This is a genomic window from Schinkia azotoformans, from assembly GCF_035811335.1.
GTDB classification, from domain to species: domain Bacteria; phylum Bacillota; class Bacilli; order Bacillales; family Bacillaceae_J; genus Schinkia; species Schinkia azotoformans.
In genome coordinates, this window is the sequence record NZ_JARSMD010000001.1 from 230654 (window position 1) to 249796 (window position 19143).

Annotated in this window: 19 protein-coding genes and 1 tRNA gene; 19 read left to right on the top strand and 1 reads right to left on the bottom strand. The window is 40.3% G+C overall.

The window, feature by feature from the left end:
* Window positions 1–96: 96 nt before the first annotated feature.
* The 11 genes from hisH (at window position 97) to P9E47_RS01060 (ending at window position 9884) form a co-directional block, all read left to right on the top strand.
* The gene (gene hisH / locus P9E47_RS01010; protein ID WP_003330770.1) at window positions 97–726 is read left to right on the top strand and encodes an imidazole glycerol phosphate synthase subunit HisH; all 630 of its coding nucleotides are present in this window, start codon (window positions 97–99) and stop codon (window positions 724–726) included.
* Between the two features lie 70 nt (window positions 727–796).
* The gene (gene hisA / locus P9E47_RS01015; RefSeq protein ID WP_035192637.1) at window positions 797–1531 is read left to right on the top strand and encodes a 1-(5-phosphoribosyl)-5-[(5-phosphoribosylamino)methylideneamino]imidazole-4-carboxamide isomerase; all 735 of its coding nucleotides are present in this window, start codon (window positions 797–799) and stop codon (window positions 1529–1531) included.
* Window positions 1528–2286 carry an imidazole glycerol phosphate synthase subunit HisF gene (gene hisF / locus P9E47_RS01020; RefSeq protein ID WP_003330772.1) on the top strand — a complete coding sequence of 253 codons (759 nt, stop codon included), beginning with the start codon at window positions 1528–1530 and terminating at the stop codon, window positions 2284–2286. The genes hisA and hisF overlap by 4 nt, the downstream gene beginning before the upstream one ends.
* Complete coding sequence (hisIE, locus tag P9E47_RS01025) at window positions 2283–2951, top strand: bifunctional phosphoribosyl-AMP cyclohydrolase/phosphoribosyl-ATP diphosphatase HisIE (RefSeq protein ID WP_003330773.1); 669 nt, start codon at window positions 2283–2285, stop codon at window positions 2949–2951. The genes hisF and hisIE overlap by 4 nt, the downstream gene beginning before the upstream one ends.
* Before the next feature lie 246 nt (window positions 2952–3197).
* Window positions 3198–4718: a tetratricopeptide repeat protein gene (locus P9E47_RS01030; protein WP_003330774.1), complete on the top strand. Its 1521-nt coding sequence runs from the start codon at window positions 3198–3200 to the stop codon at window positions 4716–4718.
* Window positions 4719–4847: 129 nt separating this feature from the next.
* Window positions 4848–5792 (top strand): thioredoxin-disulfide reductase, encoded by a 945-nt coding sequence (gene trxB / locus P9E47_RS01035; RefSeq protein WP_003330775.1) that lies wholly within the window; start codon window positions 4848–4850, stop codon window positions 5790–5792.
* Window positions 5793–6100: 308 nt separating this feature from the next.
* Window positions 6101–6559, top strand: a complete 459-nt coding sequence (locus P9E47_RS01040; protein WP_003330776.1) for an NUDIX hydrolase — start codon at window positions 6101–6103, stop codon at window positions 6557–6559.
* Window positions 6560–6630: 71 nt separating this feature from the next.
* Entirely contained in the window at window positions 6631–7518 is an 888-nt protein-coding gene (gene rapZ / locus P9E47_RS01045) for an RNase adapter RapZ (RefSeq protein WP_003330777.1), read from the top strand.
* Between the two features lie 6 nt (window positions 7519–7524).
* On the top strand, window positions 7525–8478 hold the full coding sequence (locus tag P9E47_RS01050; RefSeq protein ID WP_003330778.1) for a gluconeogenesis factor YvcK family protein: 954 nt from the start codon (window positions 7525–7527) through the stop codon (window positions 8476–8478).
* An 18-nt stretch (window positions 8479–8496) separates the two neighbouring features.
* Window positions 8497–9447: a DNA-binding protein WhiA gene (whiA, locus tag P9E47_RS01055; RefSeq protein ID WP_003330779.1), complete on the top strand. Its 951-nt coding sequence runs from the start codon at window positions 8497–8499 to the stop codon at window positions 9445–9447.
* Between the two features lie 173 nt (window positions 9448–9620).
* Complete coding sequence (locus P9E47_RS01060) at window positions 9621–9884, top strand: HPr family phosphocarrier protein (RefSeq protein WP_003330781.1); 264 nt, start codon at window positions 9621–9623, stop codon at window positions 9882–9884.
* Window positions 9885–9944: 60 nt separating this feature from the next.
* On the opposite strand, the gene clpP is transcribed toward P9E47_RS01060, so the two are convergent.
* A complete protein-coding gene (gene clpP, locus P9E47_RS01065; protein WP_326162355.1) occupies window positions 9945–10541 on the bottom strand; it encodes an ATP-dependent Clp endopeptidase proteolytic subunit ClpP in 597 nt (198 codons plus the stop codon).
* Window positions 10542–10914: 373 nt separating this feature from the next.
* On the opposite strand from clpP, the gene P9E47_RS01070 reads away from it, so the two are divergent.
* The 8 genes from P9E47_RS01070 (at window position 10915) to gpmI (ending at window position 19114) form a co-directional block, all read left to right on the top strand.
* Window positions 10915–10986, top strand: a tRNA-Arg gene (locus P9E47_RS01070).
* A 213-nt stretch (window positions 10987–11199) separates the two neighbouring features.
* Complete coding sequence (gene rpoN / locus P9E47_RS01075; RefSeq protein WP_326162298.1) at window positions 11200–12501, top strand: RNA polymerase factor sigma-54; 1302 nt, start codon at window positions 11200–11202, stop codon at window positions 12499–12501.
* A gap of 29 nt (window positions 12502–12530) precedes the next feature.
* On the top strand, window positions 12531–12788 hold the full coding sequence (locus tag P9E47_RS01080) for a glutaredoxin family protein (RefSeq protein WP_326162299.1): 258 nt from the start codon (window positions 12531–12533) through the stop codon (window positions 12786–12788).
* Window positions 12789–12937: 149 nt separating this feature from the next.
* Entirely contained in the window at window positions 12938–13966 is a 1029-nt protein-coding gene (locus P9E47_RS01085; protein ID WP_003330785.1) for a sugar-binding transcriptional regulator, read from the top strand.
* 75 nt (window positions 13967–14041) lie between these two features.
* Window positions 14042–15049 (top strand): type I glyceraldehyde-3-phosphate dehydrogenase, encoded by a 1008-nt coding sequence (gene gap, locus P9E47_RS01090; RefSeq protein WP_326162301.1) that lies wholly within the window; start codon window positions 14042–14044, stop codon window positions 15047–15049.
* A gap of 327 nt (window positions 15050–15376) precedes the next feature.
* Window positions 15377–16561, top strand: a complete 1185-nt coding sequence (locus P9E47_RS01095) for a phosphoglycerate kinase (protein WP_326162303.1) — start codon at window positions 15377–15379, stop codon at window positions 16559–16561.
* Between the two features lie 260 nt (window positions 16562–16821).
* Complete coding sequence (gene tpiA / locus P9E47_RS01100) at window positions 16822–17586, top strand: triose-phosphate isomerase (RefSeq protein WP_326162304.1); 765 nt, start codon at window positions 16822–16824, stop codon at window positions 17584–17586.
* Window positions 17579–19114, top strand: a complete 1536-nt coding sequence (gpmI, locus tag P9E47_RS01105; RefSeq protein WP_326162306.1) for a 2,3-bisphosphoglycerate-independent phosphoglycerate mutase — start codon at window positions 17579–17581, stop codon at window positions 19112–19114. The genes tpiA and gpmI overlap by 8 nt, the downstream gene beginning before the upstream one ends.
* Window positions 19115–19143: the final 29 nt, after the last annotated feature.

Consider the following 19143-nt stretch of genomic DNA (forward strand, 5'->3'; position numbering starts at 1 on the left):
CAAGTGGGACACAGAACCCGACCCTCTGGCTCAGTGGGACACAGAACCCGCCCCCATGGCCCGCCCGAAAACGCAATAAACGAAAGGATTGTTAGAATGATTGGGATTATCGACTACGGGATGGGGAATTTATACAGCGTCTCCAAAGCGCTTGAACGAATGAACTATCAATATATTGTAACTGACGATAAAAATAAACTGCATGAATGCAAAGGCTTGATTCTACCCGGTGTTGGTGCCTTTCGTGATGCAATGACAATTTTAAATGAAACGGAATTAACTACTTTTATAAAAAATGAAGTTGCAGTGGGTAAACCGCTTTTAGGCATTTGCCTTGGAATGCAGCTCCTATTTGATGAAAGTGAAGAAAATGGACAAACAACAGGCTTACAATTTTTAAAAGGAAAAATTGTGAAGTTCCCAGGCGTAACAGCCTCAGGTGAAAAATATAAAGTGCCGCATATGGGCTGGAATAAGCTGAATTTCCACCAACCCGAATCAGCGTTGCTCCAAAATGTTGAACAAGGCCATGTTTATTTTGTTCATTCTTATTATGCTGTGCCTGAGGAGCAAGATGTGGTACTAGCTAGCAGCAGCTATGATGTTGAGGTCCCGGCGGTTGTTGGTCAAGGCAATGTGTACGGAACCCAGTTTCATCCGGAAAAGAGCAGTGAGATTGGCTTATCAATTCTCATGAATTTTGCGGGAGTTGTGGAAACAAGGTAGTTTTGATTTTAAAAAAATGCACTGACATTCGTTTTTCGTTAGGCATTACAAGAGGGGAGATGGAATAAAAATGACATTTACGATTTATCCTGCAATTGACATGCGCGGCGGAAAATGCGTGCGTCTATTACAAGGTGATTATAATAAAGAAACGGTTTACGGCGATTCTCCATACGAGATGGCAAAGGTTTTTGCTGACGAAGGTGCAGAGTGGATTCATATGGTTGATCTTGACGGAGCAAAAGCGGGACAGCGTGTTAACCACGAGCACGTGCTTGAAGTTGCCAAAAAACTGAATGTAAAAGTGCAAATTGGCGGAGGGATCCGTTCGGAAGACGATGTTGCTTTTTACCTTGAACATGGGGTAAGCCGCGTCATCCTTGGTAGTGCAGCAATTTCTGACCCTGATTTTGTAAAAGCGATGCTTGCTAAATATGGTGAAAAAATTGCGATCGGCATTGATGCAAAGGATGGCTATGTGGCAACTGAGGGTTGGTTAAATACATCGAATGTAAAAGCAACTGAGCTTGGCAAAACACTGGCAGATGCTGGGGCGGAAGTGTTTATTTTTACTGATATTGCAACGGACGGGATGCTTTCAGGTCCTAATATAAAAGCGATCGTTGAAATGGCAGAGGCAACTGGCAAACAGGTAATTGCTTCTGGTGGTGTGAGCCAATTAAAAGATTTGGTAAATCTCAAAGAATATGAAGCTAGTGGTGTTGCTGGTGCAATTGTCGGCAAGGCTTTATATACAAAGCAATTTACTGTAAAAGAAGCATTAAGTGAGGTGAACGGCCGATGATTACTAAACGGATCATTCCTTGCTTGGATGTAAAAGAAGGACGAGTTGTAAAAGGCGTTCAATTTGTCGAGCTTCGAGATGCCGGTGACCCGGTTGAATTAGCCGAATTTTATGACCAGGAAGGTGCCGATGAGCTAGTTTTCCTTGATATCTCTGCCTCCCATGAAGGTCGCGAAACGATGGTTGATGTTGTGGAACGTGTAGCGGCAAAGCTTGCGATTCCGTTTACGGTTGGCGGTGGTATTAACACGTTAGAGGACATGAAGCGCATTTTACGTGCCGGCGCAGATAAGGTTTCCTTAAATACCGCAGCGGTAAAACGTCCAGATTTAATAACTGAAGGTGCTGAATTTTTTGGCTCCCAATGTATCGTTGTGGCAATTGATGCAAAATATGATGAAGAGTTAGGCTCATGGCGTGTCTACACCCATGGTGGCCGCAATGCGACAGACTATGAAGTGATCGCGTGGGCACAAGAGGTTGTCGAACGTGGAGCAGGAGAAATTCTGTTAACAAGTATGGATAAAGATGGAGAAAAGTCAGGCTTTGACCTTGCTTTAACAAAAGCGGTAAGCGAAGCTGTTTCCGTACCGGTGATTGCATCCGGTGGCGCGGGCAATGCGGACCACTTTGTTGACGCTTTTGTGGAAGGAAAAGCAGACGCAGCTTTGGCGGCTTCTATTTTTCATTATAAAGAAACATCAGTGAAAGAAGTTAAAGACTATCTCCGCAAAAAAGGAGTGAATGTTCGATGAACGTTTTACAAGTAAAATTTGATGAAAAAGGGTTAATTCCAGCAATCGTACAAGACGCGATAAGTAAAGAGGTACTAACCCTAGCTTATATGAATGAAGAATCTTTGAAAAAATCATTGGAAACAAAAGAAACATGGTTTTGGAGCCGTTCCCGCGGGGAGCTTTGGCACAAAGGTGAAACATCAGGCAACACACAAAAAATAATCGACATCAAATATGATTGCGATCAGGATGCTTTAGTTGTGCTTGTAGTACCCGCAGGTCCAGCCTGTCACACTGGTTCATATAGCTGCTTTAGCGGCTCCTTATTAGCTGACAGTCAGAGCGGCGAACCAGATGGCGGCCGAAAGTCCGCTGTTTCAAACTTTGACCGCTTTGCGATCATTAACGAGCTTGAAAGTGTGATCGCCCAGCGTGAAGCCGAAATGCCAGAAGGTGCCTATACAACCTATTTATTTGATAAAGGCGTCGATAAAATTCTGAAAAAAGTCGGCGAAGAGGCAACTGAAGTGGTAATTGCTGCAAAAAACCGCGACCCTGAGGAATTAAAATGGGAAGTGGCTGACTTAATTTATCACGTATTAGTATTATTACGTGAGCAAAAGCTTCCATTAGATGAAGTATTAAACGTACTTGTTGAAAGACATAGCCAGAAATCAAAATAATAGCTCAAAGAAATGAAAAAAGTATGGTGCATCCTCGGAAAAACGACGATGCACCATACTTTTTTGCTTTTTACACAGTGACATAAACCGTATTTGGCCCTGCATATTATCTGGATTAGACCATATATTATCCAAAAACTTCAATATATTATCCACTCACCATAATTGTCGTTAATTCCATAAAGCGCCCAAGTGTGAAGTGTGTTATACTATGGTCGGTAAACTTTTTTACTTAATGGAGGTTTTATGGAAACTCGTAAATACAATACGAACCAGCCGATTGGCCAGCTTGTGCAGTTTTCGCAGGATGGGGAGTATTTTTTTAAAAAAGGAATTAAATATTATCGCAGACGTGATTTATATAAAGCAAAAAAATATTTTGAAAGAGCTGTCCAATTTGATCCGAAGGAACCGGTATTTTTGTGTCAGCTTGCTGTTGTCTTATCTGAATTGGGTGAGTTTGAAAAATCAAATGACATCCTTATTGAAATTGTTGAAAAGCTTGAACCAGAAATGTATGAATGTTATTCATTTCTTGCCAATAATTATGCCTATTTAGGTTTTTTTCAAGAAGCAAAAAAGTATGCCAAAAAGTATCTAGAATTCGCTCCAGATGGCGAATTCTATGAGGATACAGAGGATTTGCTGGATTTATTAAGCATTGAAACGAATGAGCTTGATGGCTTCCATGATGAGGAAGAAGAGCTTATTAATAGACAGGAAGCGGCACGGGAACTACTTGAAAATGGGAAACTGGAAGAAGCAAGCATGATGCTTCAAAAGATTGTTAAGGAGTATCCTGAGTTTTGGTCTGCCCATAACAATCTTTCGCTTGCCCAATTTTATCTTGGAAATGTAAGTAAAGCAATTAAAATTGCCCAGGACGTGCTTAAGAAAAGTGAAGGCAATCTGCATGCTCTATGCAATTTAGCCGTTTATTACCATTATCTTGGACGTGAAAAAGAGGTTGCCCATATCGTAAGACAGCTCCGCGTTGTACACCCGATCGATATGGATCATCGCTCTAAGCTTGGCGTTACGTTCGCCTTATTAGGCCAATACGAAATTGCATTCAAATGGCTGCGCTGGCTGCAAAAGTTTGGCTATGAGGGAGACGGGGCTTTTTACTACTGGCTTGCAGTTTCAGCTTACCATACAAACAAAAAGCAATTAGCGGATGAAATGTGGCAAAAGGTTATTAAGCTTAATCCGGAAAAAAAGGGTGCAGAGCCTTGGTTAAAGGTTCAAGCCCCGCAGCCTAAAGGAAAAGCTATCAATCACTCCTTAATCCAACAATTTAAGGAAACAGACAGCGGTGAGAAAAAGCTGTTGATTTTGCTTTTACTAAAAAGATCAGGAAATGTCAGATCGTTAGAGGAAATAAACTCCTATTTATTGACAAATAATGAATCTGACGTTGTTAAAGAATTTACGCATTTAATGTTGAACAAACTAACAAACAAACAACAACTGAAAACTTCTTCACGCCTAGTCGATGGACTGGAGGTCATTGATGCTCTTTCCGATCAATGTACATGGCCTCAAAGCTTGGAGCAGAAATTTTATATGCTATGGTTTAGAATACTGCTGAATGCCTTGCATTCGCCGATCAGCTTTAAAAATAGCCATGCATGGGCAGCTGCGATTGAATATTGCTGCTTACGAGCTGAAGACCAGCAAGTTACACAAAAGCAAATCGCTGAAAAATATTTGATCTCAACATCTACTTTAAGAAAATATATGAATTATGTAACAGATCTAGTGTGAAAAAAGCAAAAAAACTCCGAACCCCCTTGTTGGGTGAGCATATTAATAGACGACAATCAAAAATTTGTATACTATAGATATATAACGATTATAGGGTGTAGGGTATCTGGATAAAGGAGTGTAAGAAAAATGAGTGAAGAAAAAATTTGGGATGTTATCATTGCTGGTGCAGGTCCTGCAGGAATGACAGCAGCAGTATATACATCGAGAGCAAATCTATCAACATTAATGCTTGAGCGCGGCATGCCTGGAGGCCAAATGGCGAACACAGAAGATGTCGAAAATTATCCGGGCTATGAATCAATCCTTGGTCCTGACTTATCTACCAAAATGTTTGAACATGCGAAAAAATTCGGCGCAGAATATGCCTATGGTGAAATTAAACAAGTCATTGTCGAAGATCCATATAAAATCGTAGACTGCGGCAACAAGCAATATAAAGCAAAAACAGTTATTATTACAACAGGTGCCCAACATCGTAACCTTAACATTCCTGGTGAAAAAGAATTAAGCGGACGCGGTGTTTCCTATTGTGCTGTTTGTGACGGTGCCTTTTTCAAAGGAAAAGAATTAGTTGTTATTGGCGGCGGTGACTCCGCTGTTGAGGAAGGTGTTTATTTAACACGCTTTGCTTCAAAGGTTACATTAATCCACCGTCGTGATGAATTGCGTGCCCAAAAGATTCTTCAAAAGCGTGCATTTGATAATGAAAAAATGGAATTCATTTGGAATAGCGTTCCGAAAGAAATCAAAGGTACAGATGGAAAAGTATCTAGCATTCTAATTGAAGATGTGAACACAGGGGAACAGCGTGACTATAAAACAGACGGCGTATTTATTTATGTCGGTCTAGTTCCACTAAGTGAGCCATTCAAGAGCCTTGGAATCACAAACGAAAATGGCTATATTGAAACCAATGATTTGATGGAAACAAAAGTGCCGGGCATCTATGCTGCTGGGGATATTCGAGAAAAAATGCTTCGCCAAATCGTTACGGCAACAGGTGACGGAAGTATCGCTGCCCAAAGTGCACAACATTACATCGAAGAGCTAGAAGAAAAATTAAAAGGCTAATAAAAGGAAAACATTACAAAAATTTAACAACTAATTAACGTTGCTGTAATAGGATTGAAATATTTTTGGGGTATGATGATTGTAAATAAAGCCCCCCTTTATTTAATAATACATTTTTGATTGAAAAGGGACTGTCTTCATAAAGACAGCCTCTCTTTTTTTTGTAAAAACATATTAACACTGGAAAAAAGAAGAAAATTGTTACCTTTACATAATAATAGTATAATGACTTCATGGGAGACCATTAGGGGAATTTTACCTGAAATTTACCTCTAGTGGAGGTTTGAACGGAAAAAGAGGTGATGGTATTGCAGCGGATTACGAATTGTGTATTAAAGAAGGGTGACAAAATTCTTCTTCTTCAGAAACCGAGGCGAGGCTGGTGGGTAGCACCAGGGGGCAAGATGGAATTAGGTGAATCTGTAAAGGAATCGGTCATCCGTGAATATCATGAAGAAACAGGGGTCAAGTTAAAAGATCCAACTGTCAAAGGGATTTTTACAATCAATATTAAAGAAAACGATCAGGTCATTTCAGAGTGGATGATGTTTACATTTTTCGCCGAGGACTATGATGGGGTTAACCTTGATGAATCTAGCGAAGGTATCATTAAGTGGCATTTGGCCGAAGACGTGCTGCAGTTACCAATGGCACCTGGTGATTATCATATTTTGGACCATTGTATGAATGGAAATGGAATGGTGTATGGCACATTCACGTATACACCAGACTTTCAACTTATTTCATATCGCTTGGATCCATCTTAATATATAAGTGTATGCGATAAAAATGATCAAATTAGTGTTGGGGAATTTTGTAAAGGAAGGGAAAGTAAAAAATGGCTACACCAAATCAGGATGTGCAAATGGTTATAATAACCGGGATGAGTGGTGCAGGTAAAACTGTCGCTGTTCAAAGTTTTGAGGACCTTGGTTTTTTCTGCGTTGACAATTTACCTCCAACACTACTTCCGAAATTAATGGAGTTAGTAAAAGAGTCCGGAAACAAGATGAATAAAATTGCTTTAGTCATGGATATGCGCGGACGAGAATTTTTTGATACATTAATAGACGCGATTGATGGTATGAGTGAAGTAAGCTGGATTACTCCACAAATTCTGTTTTTAGATGCAAGTGATCAAGTTTTAGTGAGCCGCTATAAGGAAACGAGACGGTCACATCCATTAGCAAAAAGCGGTCTGCCGTTAGAAGGAATTAGGCTTGAAAGAGAAATACTTGATGAATTAAAAGGCAGAGCCCAACATATTATTGATACTTCCGAGTTGACCCCAAGAATGCTGCGGGAAAAAATCATCAACGGATTTTCGCAGGATAAACAACCTGTTTTTACAGTGAATGTGATTTCGTTTGGCTTTAAATATGGCATTCCAATTGATGCGGATCTCGTTTTCGATGTGCGCTTTTTACCGAATCCACATTATATTGATTCACTGCGTCCGAAAACTGGTCTTGATGAAGAAGTTTCTTCATACGTATTAAAACAGCCGGAAACACAAAAGTTTCTTGAAAAGCTAATTGATCTCCTGACTTTCATGCTCCCGCAATATAAGCGTGAAGGGAAAAGTCAGTTGGTGATTGCAATCGGCTGTACAGGTGGACAGCATCGTTCGGTGACGCTTGCAGAATATATCGGGAAGCATTTCGAAAATGGCTATTTTGTAGGTCGAGGGCATCGCGATATTGAAAAAAGGAAGGGAAAAAGGTAACGATACATGGAATGGAGAAAACTGCCTAGAATTGTAGTGATTGGCGGGGGAACCGGATTGCCGGTGCTTCTTCGCGGCTTAAAGCAGTATCCAATTGATATCACTGCGATTGTGACGGTAGCGGATGATGGAGGGAGTTCCGGAAGACTGCGGAGTGAACTCCAGATCCCGCCCCCTGGAGATATTCGCAATTGTTTAGCAGCCTTATCAGAGGTTGAACCTCTAATCGAAAGCTTATTTCAGCACCGCTTTCGAAATGGCAATGAACTGTCAGGTCATGCATTAGGCAATTTATTGCTTGCTGCGATGACGAGCATTACCGGAGATTTTGTGAGTGGCATTCGTGAAATGAGCAAGGTTCTTAATGTAAAAGGCAAGGTATTGCCTGCAGCCAATCGGGCTATTATTCTTCATGCCGAATTGGAAGATGGGACCGTGGTGACAGGCGAATCGAAAATACCAAATGCGAATAAGAAAATAAAGCGTGTTTTCCTTACGCCATCTGATGTGGAACCACTCCCTGAAACATTGGAAGAAATTAATAACGCTGATTTAGTTGTTATTGGCCCAGGAAGTTTATATACTAGTATTTTACCGAATTTGCTTGTATCGAAAATCGGGCAGCAGCTTTGTCACTCAAAAGCAAAAAAAGTGTATGTATGCAATGTCATGACGCAAGCAGGAGAAACAATGGGCTACACAGCAAGTGACCATGTCAAAGCATTGTACGATCATTTAAAATGTGCCTTTTTAAATAGTATCATTGTAAATGATGCCGAACTGCCGAAAGCGGTTTTACAACGATATAAACTTGAAAATGCCCAGCCGGTGAAATATGACAAGGAAAAACTCGAAAACTATGGGCTCGAAATTATCAATAAAGATTTGGTGCAGATCAAAAATGGTGTCATCCGCCATGATACTGAGAAAATCGCAAAGGTGATCTATTCTTTATTGTAAAAGTGAGGGGGTGGAGACTTGTCTTTTGCTTCTGAGACAAAAAAAGAATTAACAAATACTGAAATGAAAAATTGTTGTGCAAAAGCAGAGCTTTCCGCTCTTATTCGTATGAATGGTTCGATGTCTTTTATGAATCGGAAAATCATGGTTGATGTCCAAACCGAAAATGCAGCGATTGCAAGAAGAATATACACTTTGTTAAAAAGAGAGTATAATATCTCTGTTGAACTGCTAGTAAGAAAAAAAATGAGATTGAAAAAAAATAATGTATATATAGTTAGGATGGTTCAGCAAGCAAAAGAGATTCTCGAGGATCTTGGGATTATGGGAGAAGGGTTCACCTTTATTCGAACAATCTCTGATGTATTTTTAAAGAAAAAGTGTTGCAAACGTTCTTATTTAAGAGGCGCTTTTCTTGCTGGAGGGTCGGTTAATAACCCGGAAACATCATCCTACCATTTGGAGATTTTTTCATTATACGAGGAACATAATAATTCCTTATGCGAGTTAATGAATTCATTTGGATTAAATGCCAAAACGCTGGAACGTAAGAAAGGCTATATTACGTATTTAAAAGAAGGAGAAAAAATAAGCGAACTCCTTAATATTATCGGCGCCCATCAAGCGTTGCTTCACTTCGAGGATGTCCGAATTGTTCGCGATATGCGGAACTCGGTTAATCGCCTTGTAAATTGTGAAACAGCGAACTTAAACAAAACGATTGGAGCTGCCATCCGCCAAGTGGAAAATATTCGTTATATTCAAGATACCGTTGGCCTTGAGACACTTCCGGATAAGCTTAGGGAAATCGCTGAGCTAAGAATTACATACCAGGATGTTACTCTTAAGGAGCTGGGGGAAATGGTATCTGGCGGACAAATAAGTAAATCAGGGATTAATCACCGTTTACGTAAGATTGATGAAATTGCAGAAAAATTACGATTGGGTGAAACCATTTCCAATTCTTAAACGTATGATTATAGGTAAACTTTTGTCAGATGGGGCTAGGCTGGCGTTTTACTGATGTTTAAATTTTGGAAAAGATATAGATAATAATTTGTAACAATGATGAAACATTTTTACTGGCTCACTCTGTTACAATAGGATAAAATGGGGTTGTGTATGACAAGGAGGAGAACACTTTGATAGAAAAGACGGTTACTGTTAAGCTGAAAACTGGCCTTCAAGCCCGTCCGGCAGCATTATTTGTTCAAGAAGCCAATCGCTTTTCTTCTGACATTTTTTTAGAAAAAGAAGGAAAAAAAGTGAATGCAAAAAGTATAATGGGCCTTATGAGCTTAGCAGTGGAATCTGGTGCAGATGTTAAGCTGTTAGCAGAAGGACATGATGAGCAAGACGCTGTAGCTAAGCTTACCGAATTTATAGAAAACGAACAACATCATTAATGTTGTAGTAAAAAAACACGACATCACCTTCGAAAGGCTAATGTCGTGTTTTTTACTTCTTTATTTTTTCTCGTCAGTGCTCTTTGTAATAACCTTATCGATTAAACCATACTCACGAGCTTGTTCAGCATCCATGAAGTTATCTCTTTCCGTATCACGGTTGATCACTTCAATTGGCTGGCCGGATCTTTCAGCCATGATTGCATTTAATTTTTCACGCATTCTAATAATACGTCTTGCATGAATTTCGATATCGGTTGCTTGACCTTGCGTTCCGCCTAGTGGCTGGTGAATCATAATCTCACTATTAGGCAATGCAAAACGTTTGCCAGGAGCACCTGCAGTCAATAGGAAAGCGCCCATGGAAGCAGCCATACCAATACAAATTGTTGAAACATCAGGCTTAATAAATTGCATAGTATCATAAATAGCCATACCCGCTGTGATAGAACCACCAGGACTATTTATGTATAGTGAAATATCTTTATCAGGATCTTCAGCGGCTAAGAATAAAAGCTGTGCCACGATTGAGTTCGCAACTGTATCATCAATCGCTGTTCCTAACATAATAATTCTGTCTTTTAAAAGTCTTGAATAAATATCATAAGCTCTTTCACCACGATTTGTTTGCTCAATAACTGTTGGGATTAAATGCATATCCATCGAAATTCCTCCTCATCTGTAATTAACATTAACTTCTAATTTAAATATACATGCATGGTCAATGAAGGTCAAACGTGACGTTATGTAATCTTGCGCTTTTTTCATGATTGCCCATTTTCCTTGTACTTAAACCATATGCGGAAAATGTTTAATTTATTCATAGTGTGGACCATGGACCATGGGGTCGGGAACTATGTCCCGGTCCCACTGCGTTGTGCCACAGTTCCCGACCCTGCGTCCCACCCCGAGGTCACCAAAACTGAGCCAGAGAACCCAACCCTCTGACCCAAGGTCCAAAATAACCACTTGCAAAAAATCGAAATCTTTCTTATAATAAACTTCGTTGTGTGTATCAACTTAAGTGCTTGCCCTCGTGGTGTAATGGATAACACAGAAGATTCCGGTTCTTCCGCTGGGGGTTCGATTCCCTCCGAGGGCGTTAATTTAAATGAGGAAGATCTGTACCCGCAGATTTTCCTCATTTTTTTATACTATAAGCAAGTATGATCTTTTATGGAATATAGTATAAGAAAAGACATCGATATTTGCCATTGTGGGCAAATATCGTGTTTTTCTAATAAGTTTTTATCAAAAAAGTAAGCGTTTCCATATAATAATAACTGTAGTACAATGTTTGTAAGGGGGATTTGAAATGAAACAAGGTCTTGTACAACAACAAACTACAAAACTAGTGATGACAAACGAACTTAGGCAAGCTATTTCGTTGCTTCAATATTCATCTGCAGAGCTTGATCAATTTCTTCAGGAGCAGGCAACTGAAAATCCGCTATTAAGTGTTGAATCATTTCGCGTAGAATCAACCCGGAAAAAGAAAAAGAACTCCCCTTCAAGCGGACAGCCTTCTGCAAAAATGGAGCAACAAGAGTCCCGTATGACCATCCATGACCATTTGCAAAAGCAAATTGGTTTATTAAAAATAGGATCAGAAGAAAAACAAATCATAAATTATTTGATTTTATCGATAGATAAATCAGGCTATTTTACAGGCAACATCGAAGAGATCAGCAATCGCTTTACTGTTCCCGCCTCAGTGATCGAAAGTCTTTTAGGTAAAATTCAGGAGTGTGAGCCGATCGGTGTTGGTGCTCGTAATCTCCAAGAATGCTTATTAATTCAACTAAAAAACCTGCCTGAACGGAATTTGCTCGCAGAAGAGGTCGTTGCCAATCATTTGCAAATGTTAGCGGACCGTAAATGGAAAGATATCGGAGCCAAACTCAATGTAGCGATTGAGCAGATTCAAGATGTGTTTGATTTTATCCAAATGTTGGATCCGCGACCGGCCAGTGCCTTTAATGAAGGCGTTTCCAACTATATTGTGCCGGACATGATTATAAAAAAAGAACAGGAAGATTTAGCGGTCAGCTTTAATGAGCGGCTTATGCCTTCGATAAAGGTGGATAGTTCGTACGAGCCAATTATTGGACAAAAGGATAATGAGGCCTACAAGTATTTGCGTGAAAAAATGGACCAGGTCCACTTTCTAAAACGAGCCTTCGAGCAGCGCTTAGAAACGATGCAAAAGGTAATGAAAGCGATTATTGATCGGCAACGGGATTTTTTCCTAAAAGATGATGCAAAATTAAAACCGCTGACGATGAGGGATATTGCACAGATGATCGATGTCCATGAATCAACAGTCAGCCGAGCCGTTAATGGAAAATATGTTCAAACATCAAAGGGTGTCTTTGAATTAAAATACTTTTTCACATCAACGATCCAAACAGAAGATTTTGAGGATGCGTCTTCGAAGGAAGTAAAGGAAGCGATGAAGACGATAGTAGACGGAGAAAATAAAAAGAAACCATTGTCAGATCAGCAAATTGCAGCCATACTTAAGGAAAAACACGGCTATAATATTTCAAGAAGAACAGTTGCGAAATATCGGGACCAGCTTGGTATTTTAGCCTCATCCAAACGAAAGAGATATTAACAATTATTCGCAAGGGGTCATACACTAATATGAAGCAGCCAATACAGGTAAATTTTTATACGAGACCGGTTTGTCCGCTCTGTGATAAGGCAAAAACAAAATTGCTGGAGCTGGCCAATGAATTTCCTCTCGTAATCCATGAAATTGACATCTATCAGGATGATAAATTACTAGAAAAATATCAACTTATGATTCCAGTAGTTGAAGTTGATGGTGAAGAAGTGGATTATGGAATGGTTAGTGAAGACGCCGTTCGATATTTTCTTCAGTCAAAATATGAAATATAAGCATATTTGTTGAACGTCGAAATTATTCCTGCTACAATAAACAATATAGCAGGAGTGATTTTTTTTACCGCACGCGGGACATAATTTGTCTAAATGGGACATAATAGGTCCGGATTATTGGTAAAAAAATCTTGTAAGGGGAAGTAAAGATGAATACTGTTTTAAAAATTCAACAAAAATTATTACCGGATTTGCTCGAGGTTATGCAGCATCGCTATCAAATTTTGAAATACATTCGTTTGATGGAACCGATTGGTAGACGGATATTAGCTACTCATTTGGGTATGACAGAGCGGGTGCTCCGGGCCGAAATTCTTTTTTTAAAAGAGCAGGGTTTGGTTAATGTCTCTTCCGCTGGAATGAGCTTAACATCAGAGGGCAGACAGTTAATTAGGTCGCTTGAGTCCGTAATGAAAGAAGTTTCCGGATTAGAAGAATTAGAGTTGCAATTAAGAGCAATATTAAACATTGAGGAAGTCATCATTGTTGCCGGTGACAGTGACGAAAATGAACTTGTCAAAAAGGAAATGGGAAGAGCTTGTGCCAGTCGGATGAAAAAAGCATTTTCCACGGATAATATTATTGCCATTACAGGAGGCAGCACTGTTGCTGCTGTTGCGGAGATGCTGACACCGACTGTAGATGAGCGTAATATTATGTTTTTTCCTGCCAGGGGTGGTTTAGGTGAAAATGTTCAAAGCCAGGCAAACACGATCGTCGCTAAAATGGCTGAAAAAACAATGGGACAATATAAATTGCTCCATGTACCTGACCAAGTAAGTGATGATGTGTATTCGTCTTTGGTTGAAGAGCCTGCTATAAAAGAAACGCTAGAAATGATTCAACAATGCAGCATGGTTGTTCACGGTATTGGGGATGCTATAACAATGGCAAAACGACGAAAAACTGATGCCGAGACCATTCAAAAAATTTCTGACGGACAGGCGGTCGGGGAAGCGTTCGGCTACTACTTTGATGCCGATGGGAATGTGGTCCATAAAGTAAGGACAATCGGCCTGCAGCTAGAAAATTTGGAGAATGTGCCATGTATTATTGCTGTGGCCGGAGGTGCTTCCAAGGCAAAGGCAATAGCCGCTGTCGTGAAGCAGCGTCAAGGTCGAAAAACGATTCTCGTAACAGATGAAGGGGCCGCAAATGAGTTAGTTCGTCTGAAATAAAAACAAGAAATAGGGAGAAATCCCTTAAACTTATAAATTAAAAACGAAGAATAGAGAATATAAGGAGGAAAAACAATGGCAGTGAAAGTTGGTATTAATGGATTTGGTAGAATTGGACGAAATGTGTTACGGGCAGCGATTAATAACCCGAATGTAGAAATTGTAGCAATTAATGATTTAACTGATGCAAAAATGCTTGCCCATCTGCTTCAATATGATTCAGTTCATGGAACGTTTGAAAAGAAGGTTGAAGTAAACGGCAACAACATTATCGTAGATGGACACGAAATCGTTGTAAAAGCAGAGCGCGACCCTGCAAACCTTGGTTGGGGCGACCTTGGTGTCGAGGTAGTTGTTGAATCTACAGGCCGCTTTACGAAGCGTGTTGATGCAGCCAAACATTTAGAGGCTGGCGCAAAGAAGGTTATTATTTCAGCACCGGCAACTGATGAGGATATTACGATTGTAATGGGTGTTAATGATGACAAATATGATCCAGCTAATCATCATGTTATTTCAAATGCATCTTGTACAACAAACTGCTTAGCACCATTTGCAAAAGTTTTAAATGATAAATTCGGTGTAAAACGCGGAATGATGACGACAGTACACTCTTATACAAATGATCAGCAAATTTTAGATTTGCCGCACAAGGATTATCGTCGTGCTCGTGCAGCGGCGGAATCCATCATTCCAACAACAACAGGTGCCGCAAAAGCAGTAGCATTAGTTCTTCCAGAGCTAAAAGGAAAGCTAAACGGTATGGCCATGCGCGTGCCTACCCCAAACGTATCATTAGTGGACCTTGTATGTGAATTAGAAAAAGATACAACAAAAGAAGAAATCAATGCAGCATTACAAGAAGCAGCAGAAGGACCATTAAAAGGCATTCTATATTATAGTGAGTTGCCATTAGTATCTAGAGACTACAACGGCTCACCAGCATCATCTACAATCGATGCCTTATCAACAATGGTGATCGATGGAAACATGGCCAAAGTTGTTTCATGGTATGACAACGAAACAGGCTATTCCCACCGCGTAGTGGACCTAATCGATTTCATCGCAAAAAAAGGACTGTAAAGAGACAGGGGGTCGGGTTCTGTGTCCCACTCTGAGACAGAGGACCCGACCCTAGTCCCCATTTTTCTAAAAAATTGTTAAGAACAATAGTGAACTGTTCTCAAGGAAAGTTTATAATATCAAATGTAGGAATAGAGGGAGAAAAAAGGTAACAAACCCAAATGTTGGTCCAGGGTGTTAACTTTTCTACGGATGAATTTTTTCAAAAATTGGTCTGTGGTCCCTCTTTTTCGGTATTTCTAACAATTTTATAAATGGCTATAAGACAAAATAGTTGGTCATTTTGTCTCGGATAGCCCTTTAAGGAAAAGGAGGCCGCAAAACGATATGAACAAAAAATCGATACGGGATATCGATGTAAAAGGGAAAAAGGTATTTTGCCGCGTTGACTTTAACGTTCCAATGAGTGATGGGCAGGTTACAGACGATACTCGGATACGGGCTGCTATACCGACCATCCAACATTTAAGTGAGCAAGGGGCGAAGGTCATTCTCGCAAGCCACTTAGGTCGTCCGAAAGGGAAAGTGGTGGAAGAAATGCGCTTAAGTGCGGTCGCCACAAGATTAAGTGAATTAATCGGAAAGGCTGTAAAAAAGACCGATGAAGCGTTCGGGCCAGCTGTGGAGCAGGAAATTGGCCAAATGCAAGATGGCGATCTTCTTCTACTAGAGAATGTTCGCTTTTATCCTGGCGAGGAGAAAAACGACCCGGAACTAGCGCGAGTCTTTGCAGCATTAGCCGACATTTATGTGAATGATGCCTTCGGTGCTGCCCACCGTGCTCATGCCTCAACAGAGGGAATTGCTCACCATCTACCAGCAGTTGCCGGCTTTTTAATGGAAAAGGAGCTTGAGGTTCTTGGCAAAGCCTTATCCAATCCTGAACGTCCATTTACGGCCATTATTGGTGGTGCAAAAGTAAAGGATAAGATCGGCGTTATCGATAATCTTCTAGAAAAAGTAGATAACCTCATTATCGGTGGTGGACTAGCCTATACATTTGTAAAAGCACAAGGCTATGAAATCGGAAAGTCCCTTTTAGAAGAAGAAAGAATCGAACTTGCAAAATCATTTATTGAAAAAGCAAAAGAAAAAGGCGTTAAGTTCTTAATGCCAATTGATTCTGTCGTAGCCAATGAATTTTCACCAGATGCGGAAGCAAAGGTAGTCGACATTGATCAAATTCCGGCTGATTGGCAAGGTCTAGATATTGGTCCGAAAACCATTGAACAATATCGTGATGTTATTCAAAGCTCAAAGCTTGTTATTTGGAACGGTCCTATGGGTGTGTTCGAATACGAAAAGTTTGCTGATGGCACAAAAGGTGTGGCGGATGCTTTAGCTGAAGCTGAAAATACATACACAGTCATCGGTGGTGGAGACTCTGCAGCAGCTGTTGAAAAATTCAATGTGGCTGACAAGATGGATCACATCTCCACGGGTGGCGGTGCATCATTAGAGTTCATGGAAGGTAAAGAATTACCAGGCGTAGCAGCGCTAAATGATAAATAAGTATTGTAAATTAAATAGGTCAGTAGAATCTGACATTTTTAATGGGAATTCGCGACCTTTTGCGTTACAATAAGGTATGGAAATATTTCCCGGCGCAACCGTCCGTAAGACCAAAAGAGTTAACGGTCGCTAGCACCCCGATTAGTTTCACTTTATACTATCAGAATTTATGTTCTGTGGTAGATAGTATTAAGAAAGGACATCAACTTCCGCTATTATTGGCGACAAGTCGTGTCTTTCTAATGGAGGAGGCTCACAACATGAGAAAACCTATCATTGCAGGCAACTGGAAAATGCATAAGATTCTAACAGAAGCAACAAGCTTTGTAGAGCAAGTTAAAGGTTCCATTCCTTCACCACAAAAGATAGATTCGGTTGTTTGTGCACCATTTCTGTTTTTAGAGCGTTTAGTAAGTGAAGTAAAAGAAAGTGACTTAAAAATCGGTGCGCAAAATATGCATTTCGAAGAAAAGGGCGCTTTTACAGGAGAAGTAAGTCCTGTTGCCCTTAAAGACATCGGTGTCGATTATGTCATTATCGGACATTCCGAGCGCCGTGAAATGTTTGCAGAAACCGATGAAACGGTTAATAAAAAAGTACATGCAGCTTTTAAGAATGAGCTTGCACCAATTGTTTGTGTTGGCGAAACCTTGGACCAGCGTGAAGCCGGCACAACGAATAATGTGGTCGGCTCCCAGGTTGAAAAAGGGTTAGCAGGTCTATCATCAGATCAAGCTAAAAAACTTGTGATCGCCTATGAACCAATTTGGGCGATTGGAACAGGAAAATCTTCATCCGCTCAAGATGCTGGTGAGGTTTGCGGTTTTATTCGTCAAGTAGTAGAAAATATGTATTCAAAAGATGTAGCTGATTCTGTACGAATCCAGTATGGTGGAAGTGTGAAACCAGAAAATATTGCTGAATATATGGCCCAGCCTAACATCGATGGGGCCCTTGTCGGCGGAGCTAGTTTAGAGCCTGACTCGTTCTTAAAGCTTTTGGAGGCAGTGAAAAACAATGGGTAAAAAACCACATGCATTAATTATTTTAGATGGATTTGGATGTCGTGAAGAGACAAAAGGCAATGCCGTCGCACATGCGAAAAAGCCTAATTTCGATCGACTTTGGAAAGAGTTCCCGCATGCCCAACTTACCGCTTGTGGTGAAGCAGTCGGTTTACCGGAAGGTCAAATGGGGAACTCTGAGGTTGGCCACTTAAACATTGGTGCCGGCCGTATTGTGTATCAAAGCTTAACACGTGTGAATATTTCCATTCGTGATGGCGAGTTTTTCAAAAATGAAACATTCAACGAAGCGATTAAACATGCGAAAAAAAATGATAAAAGCCTTCATATTTTTGGCCTTCTATCAGATGGTGGTGTCCATAGCCACATTAACCATATGTATGCCCTTTTGAAAATGGCAAAAGAAGAGGGCTTAGAAAAGGTTTATGTTCATGGATTCCTTGATGGGCGTGATGTTGGTCCGCAAACAGCAAAAGGCTTTATTGAAGAAGCTGAAGAAAAAATGAAGGAAATTGGCGTTGGCCAGTTTGCAACTATTTCCGGCCGCTATTACTCAATGGACCGTGATAAGCGCTGGGATCGTGTGAAAAAGTCGTATGATGCGATGGTCTATGGTGAAGGACCATCATACAATACGGCAATGGAATGTGTGGACGACTCTTATAAAAACGGTATCTATGATGAGTTCGTTTTACCATCTGTTATTTTAAAAGACAATGGCGAACCGGTTGCAAAAATTTCAGACAATGATTCTGTTATTTTTTATAATTTTAGACCGGACAGAGCGATTCAAATTTCACGTGCTTTTACAAATGAAGATTTCCGTGAATTTGACCGTGGCGATGGTGCACCAAAGGATTTATATTTCGTGTGCCTAACCCATTTTAGTGAAACAGTTGATGGCTATGTCGCTTTCAAAACAGTAAATTTAGATAATACTTTCGGTGAAGTTGTTTCACAAAACGGCTTAACACAACTGCGTATTGCAGAAACAGAGAAATATCCGCACGTAACCTTCTTCTTTAGCGGCGGTCGTGAGGAGAAATTCCCTGGTGAAGAGCGAATTTTAATTAATTCGCCTAAGGTTGCTACCTATGATTTGAAACCGGAAATGAGTGCATATGAAGTAACGGATGCGCTTTTAGCAGAGCTTGAGGCTGAGAAGTTTGATGTCATTATTCTGAACTTCGCGAACCCGGATATGGTTGGTCATTCTGGTATGCTAGAGCCTACTGTCAAAGCAATTGAAACGGTTGATGAATGTTTAGGCAAAATTATCGATAAGATTTTAGAAAAAGATGGTATGGCGATTATTACAGCTGACCATGGTAACGCTGATGAAGTGATTACCCTTGAAGGAAACCCAATGACGGCTCACACAACAAATCCAGTGCCAGTGATCGTAACGAAGAAAGACGTCGAGCTTCGTAAAGATGGCATTTTGGGAGATTTGTCACCAACATTGCTTGATTTGTTAAATGTTGAACAGCCAAAGGAAATGACAGGTAAGTCGTTGATTAAGAAGTAGGAACATGGGGACGGTTCTCTTGTTCCCAA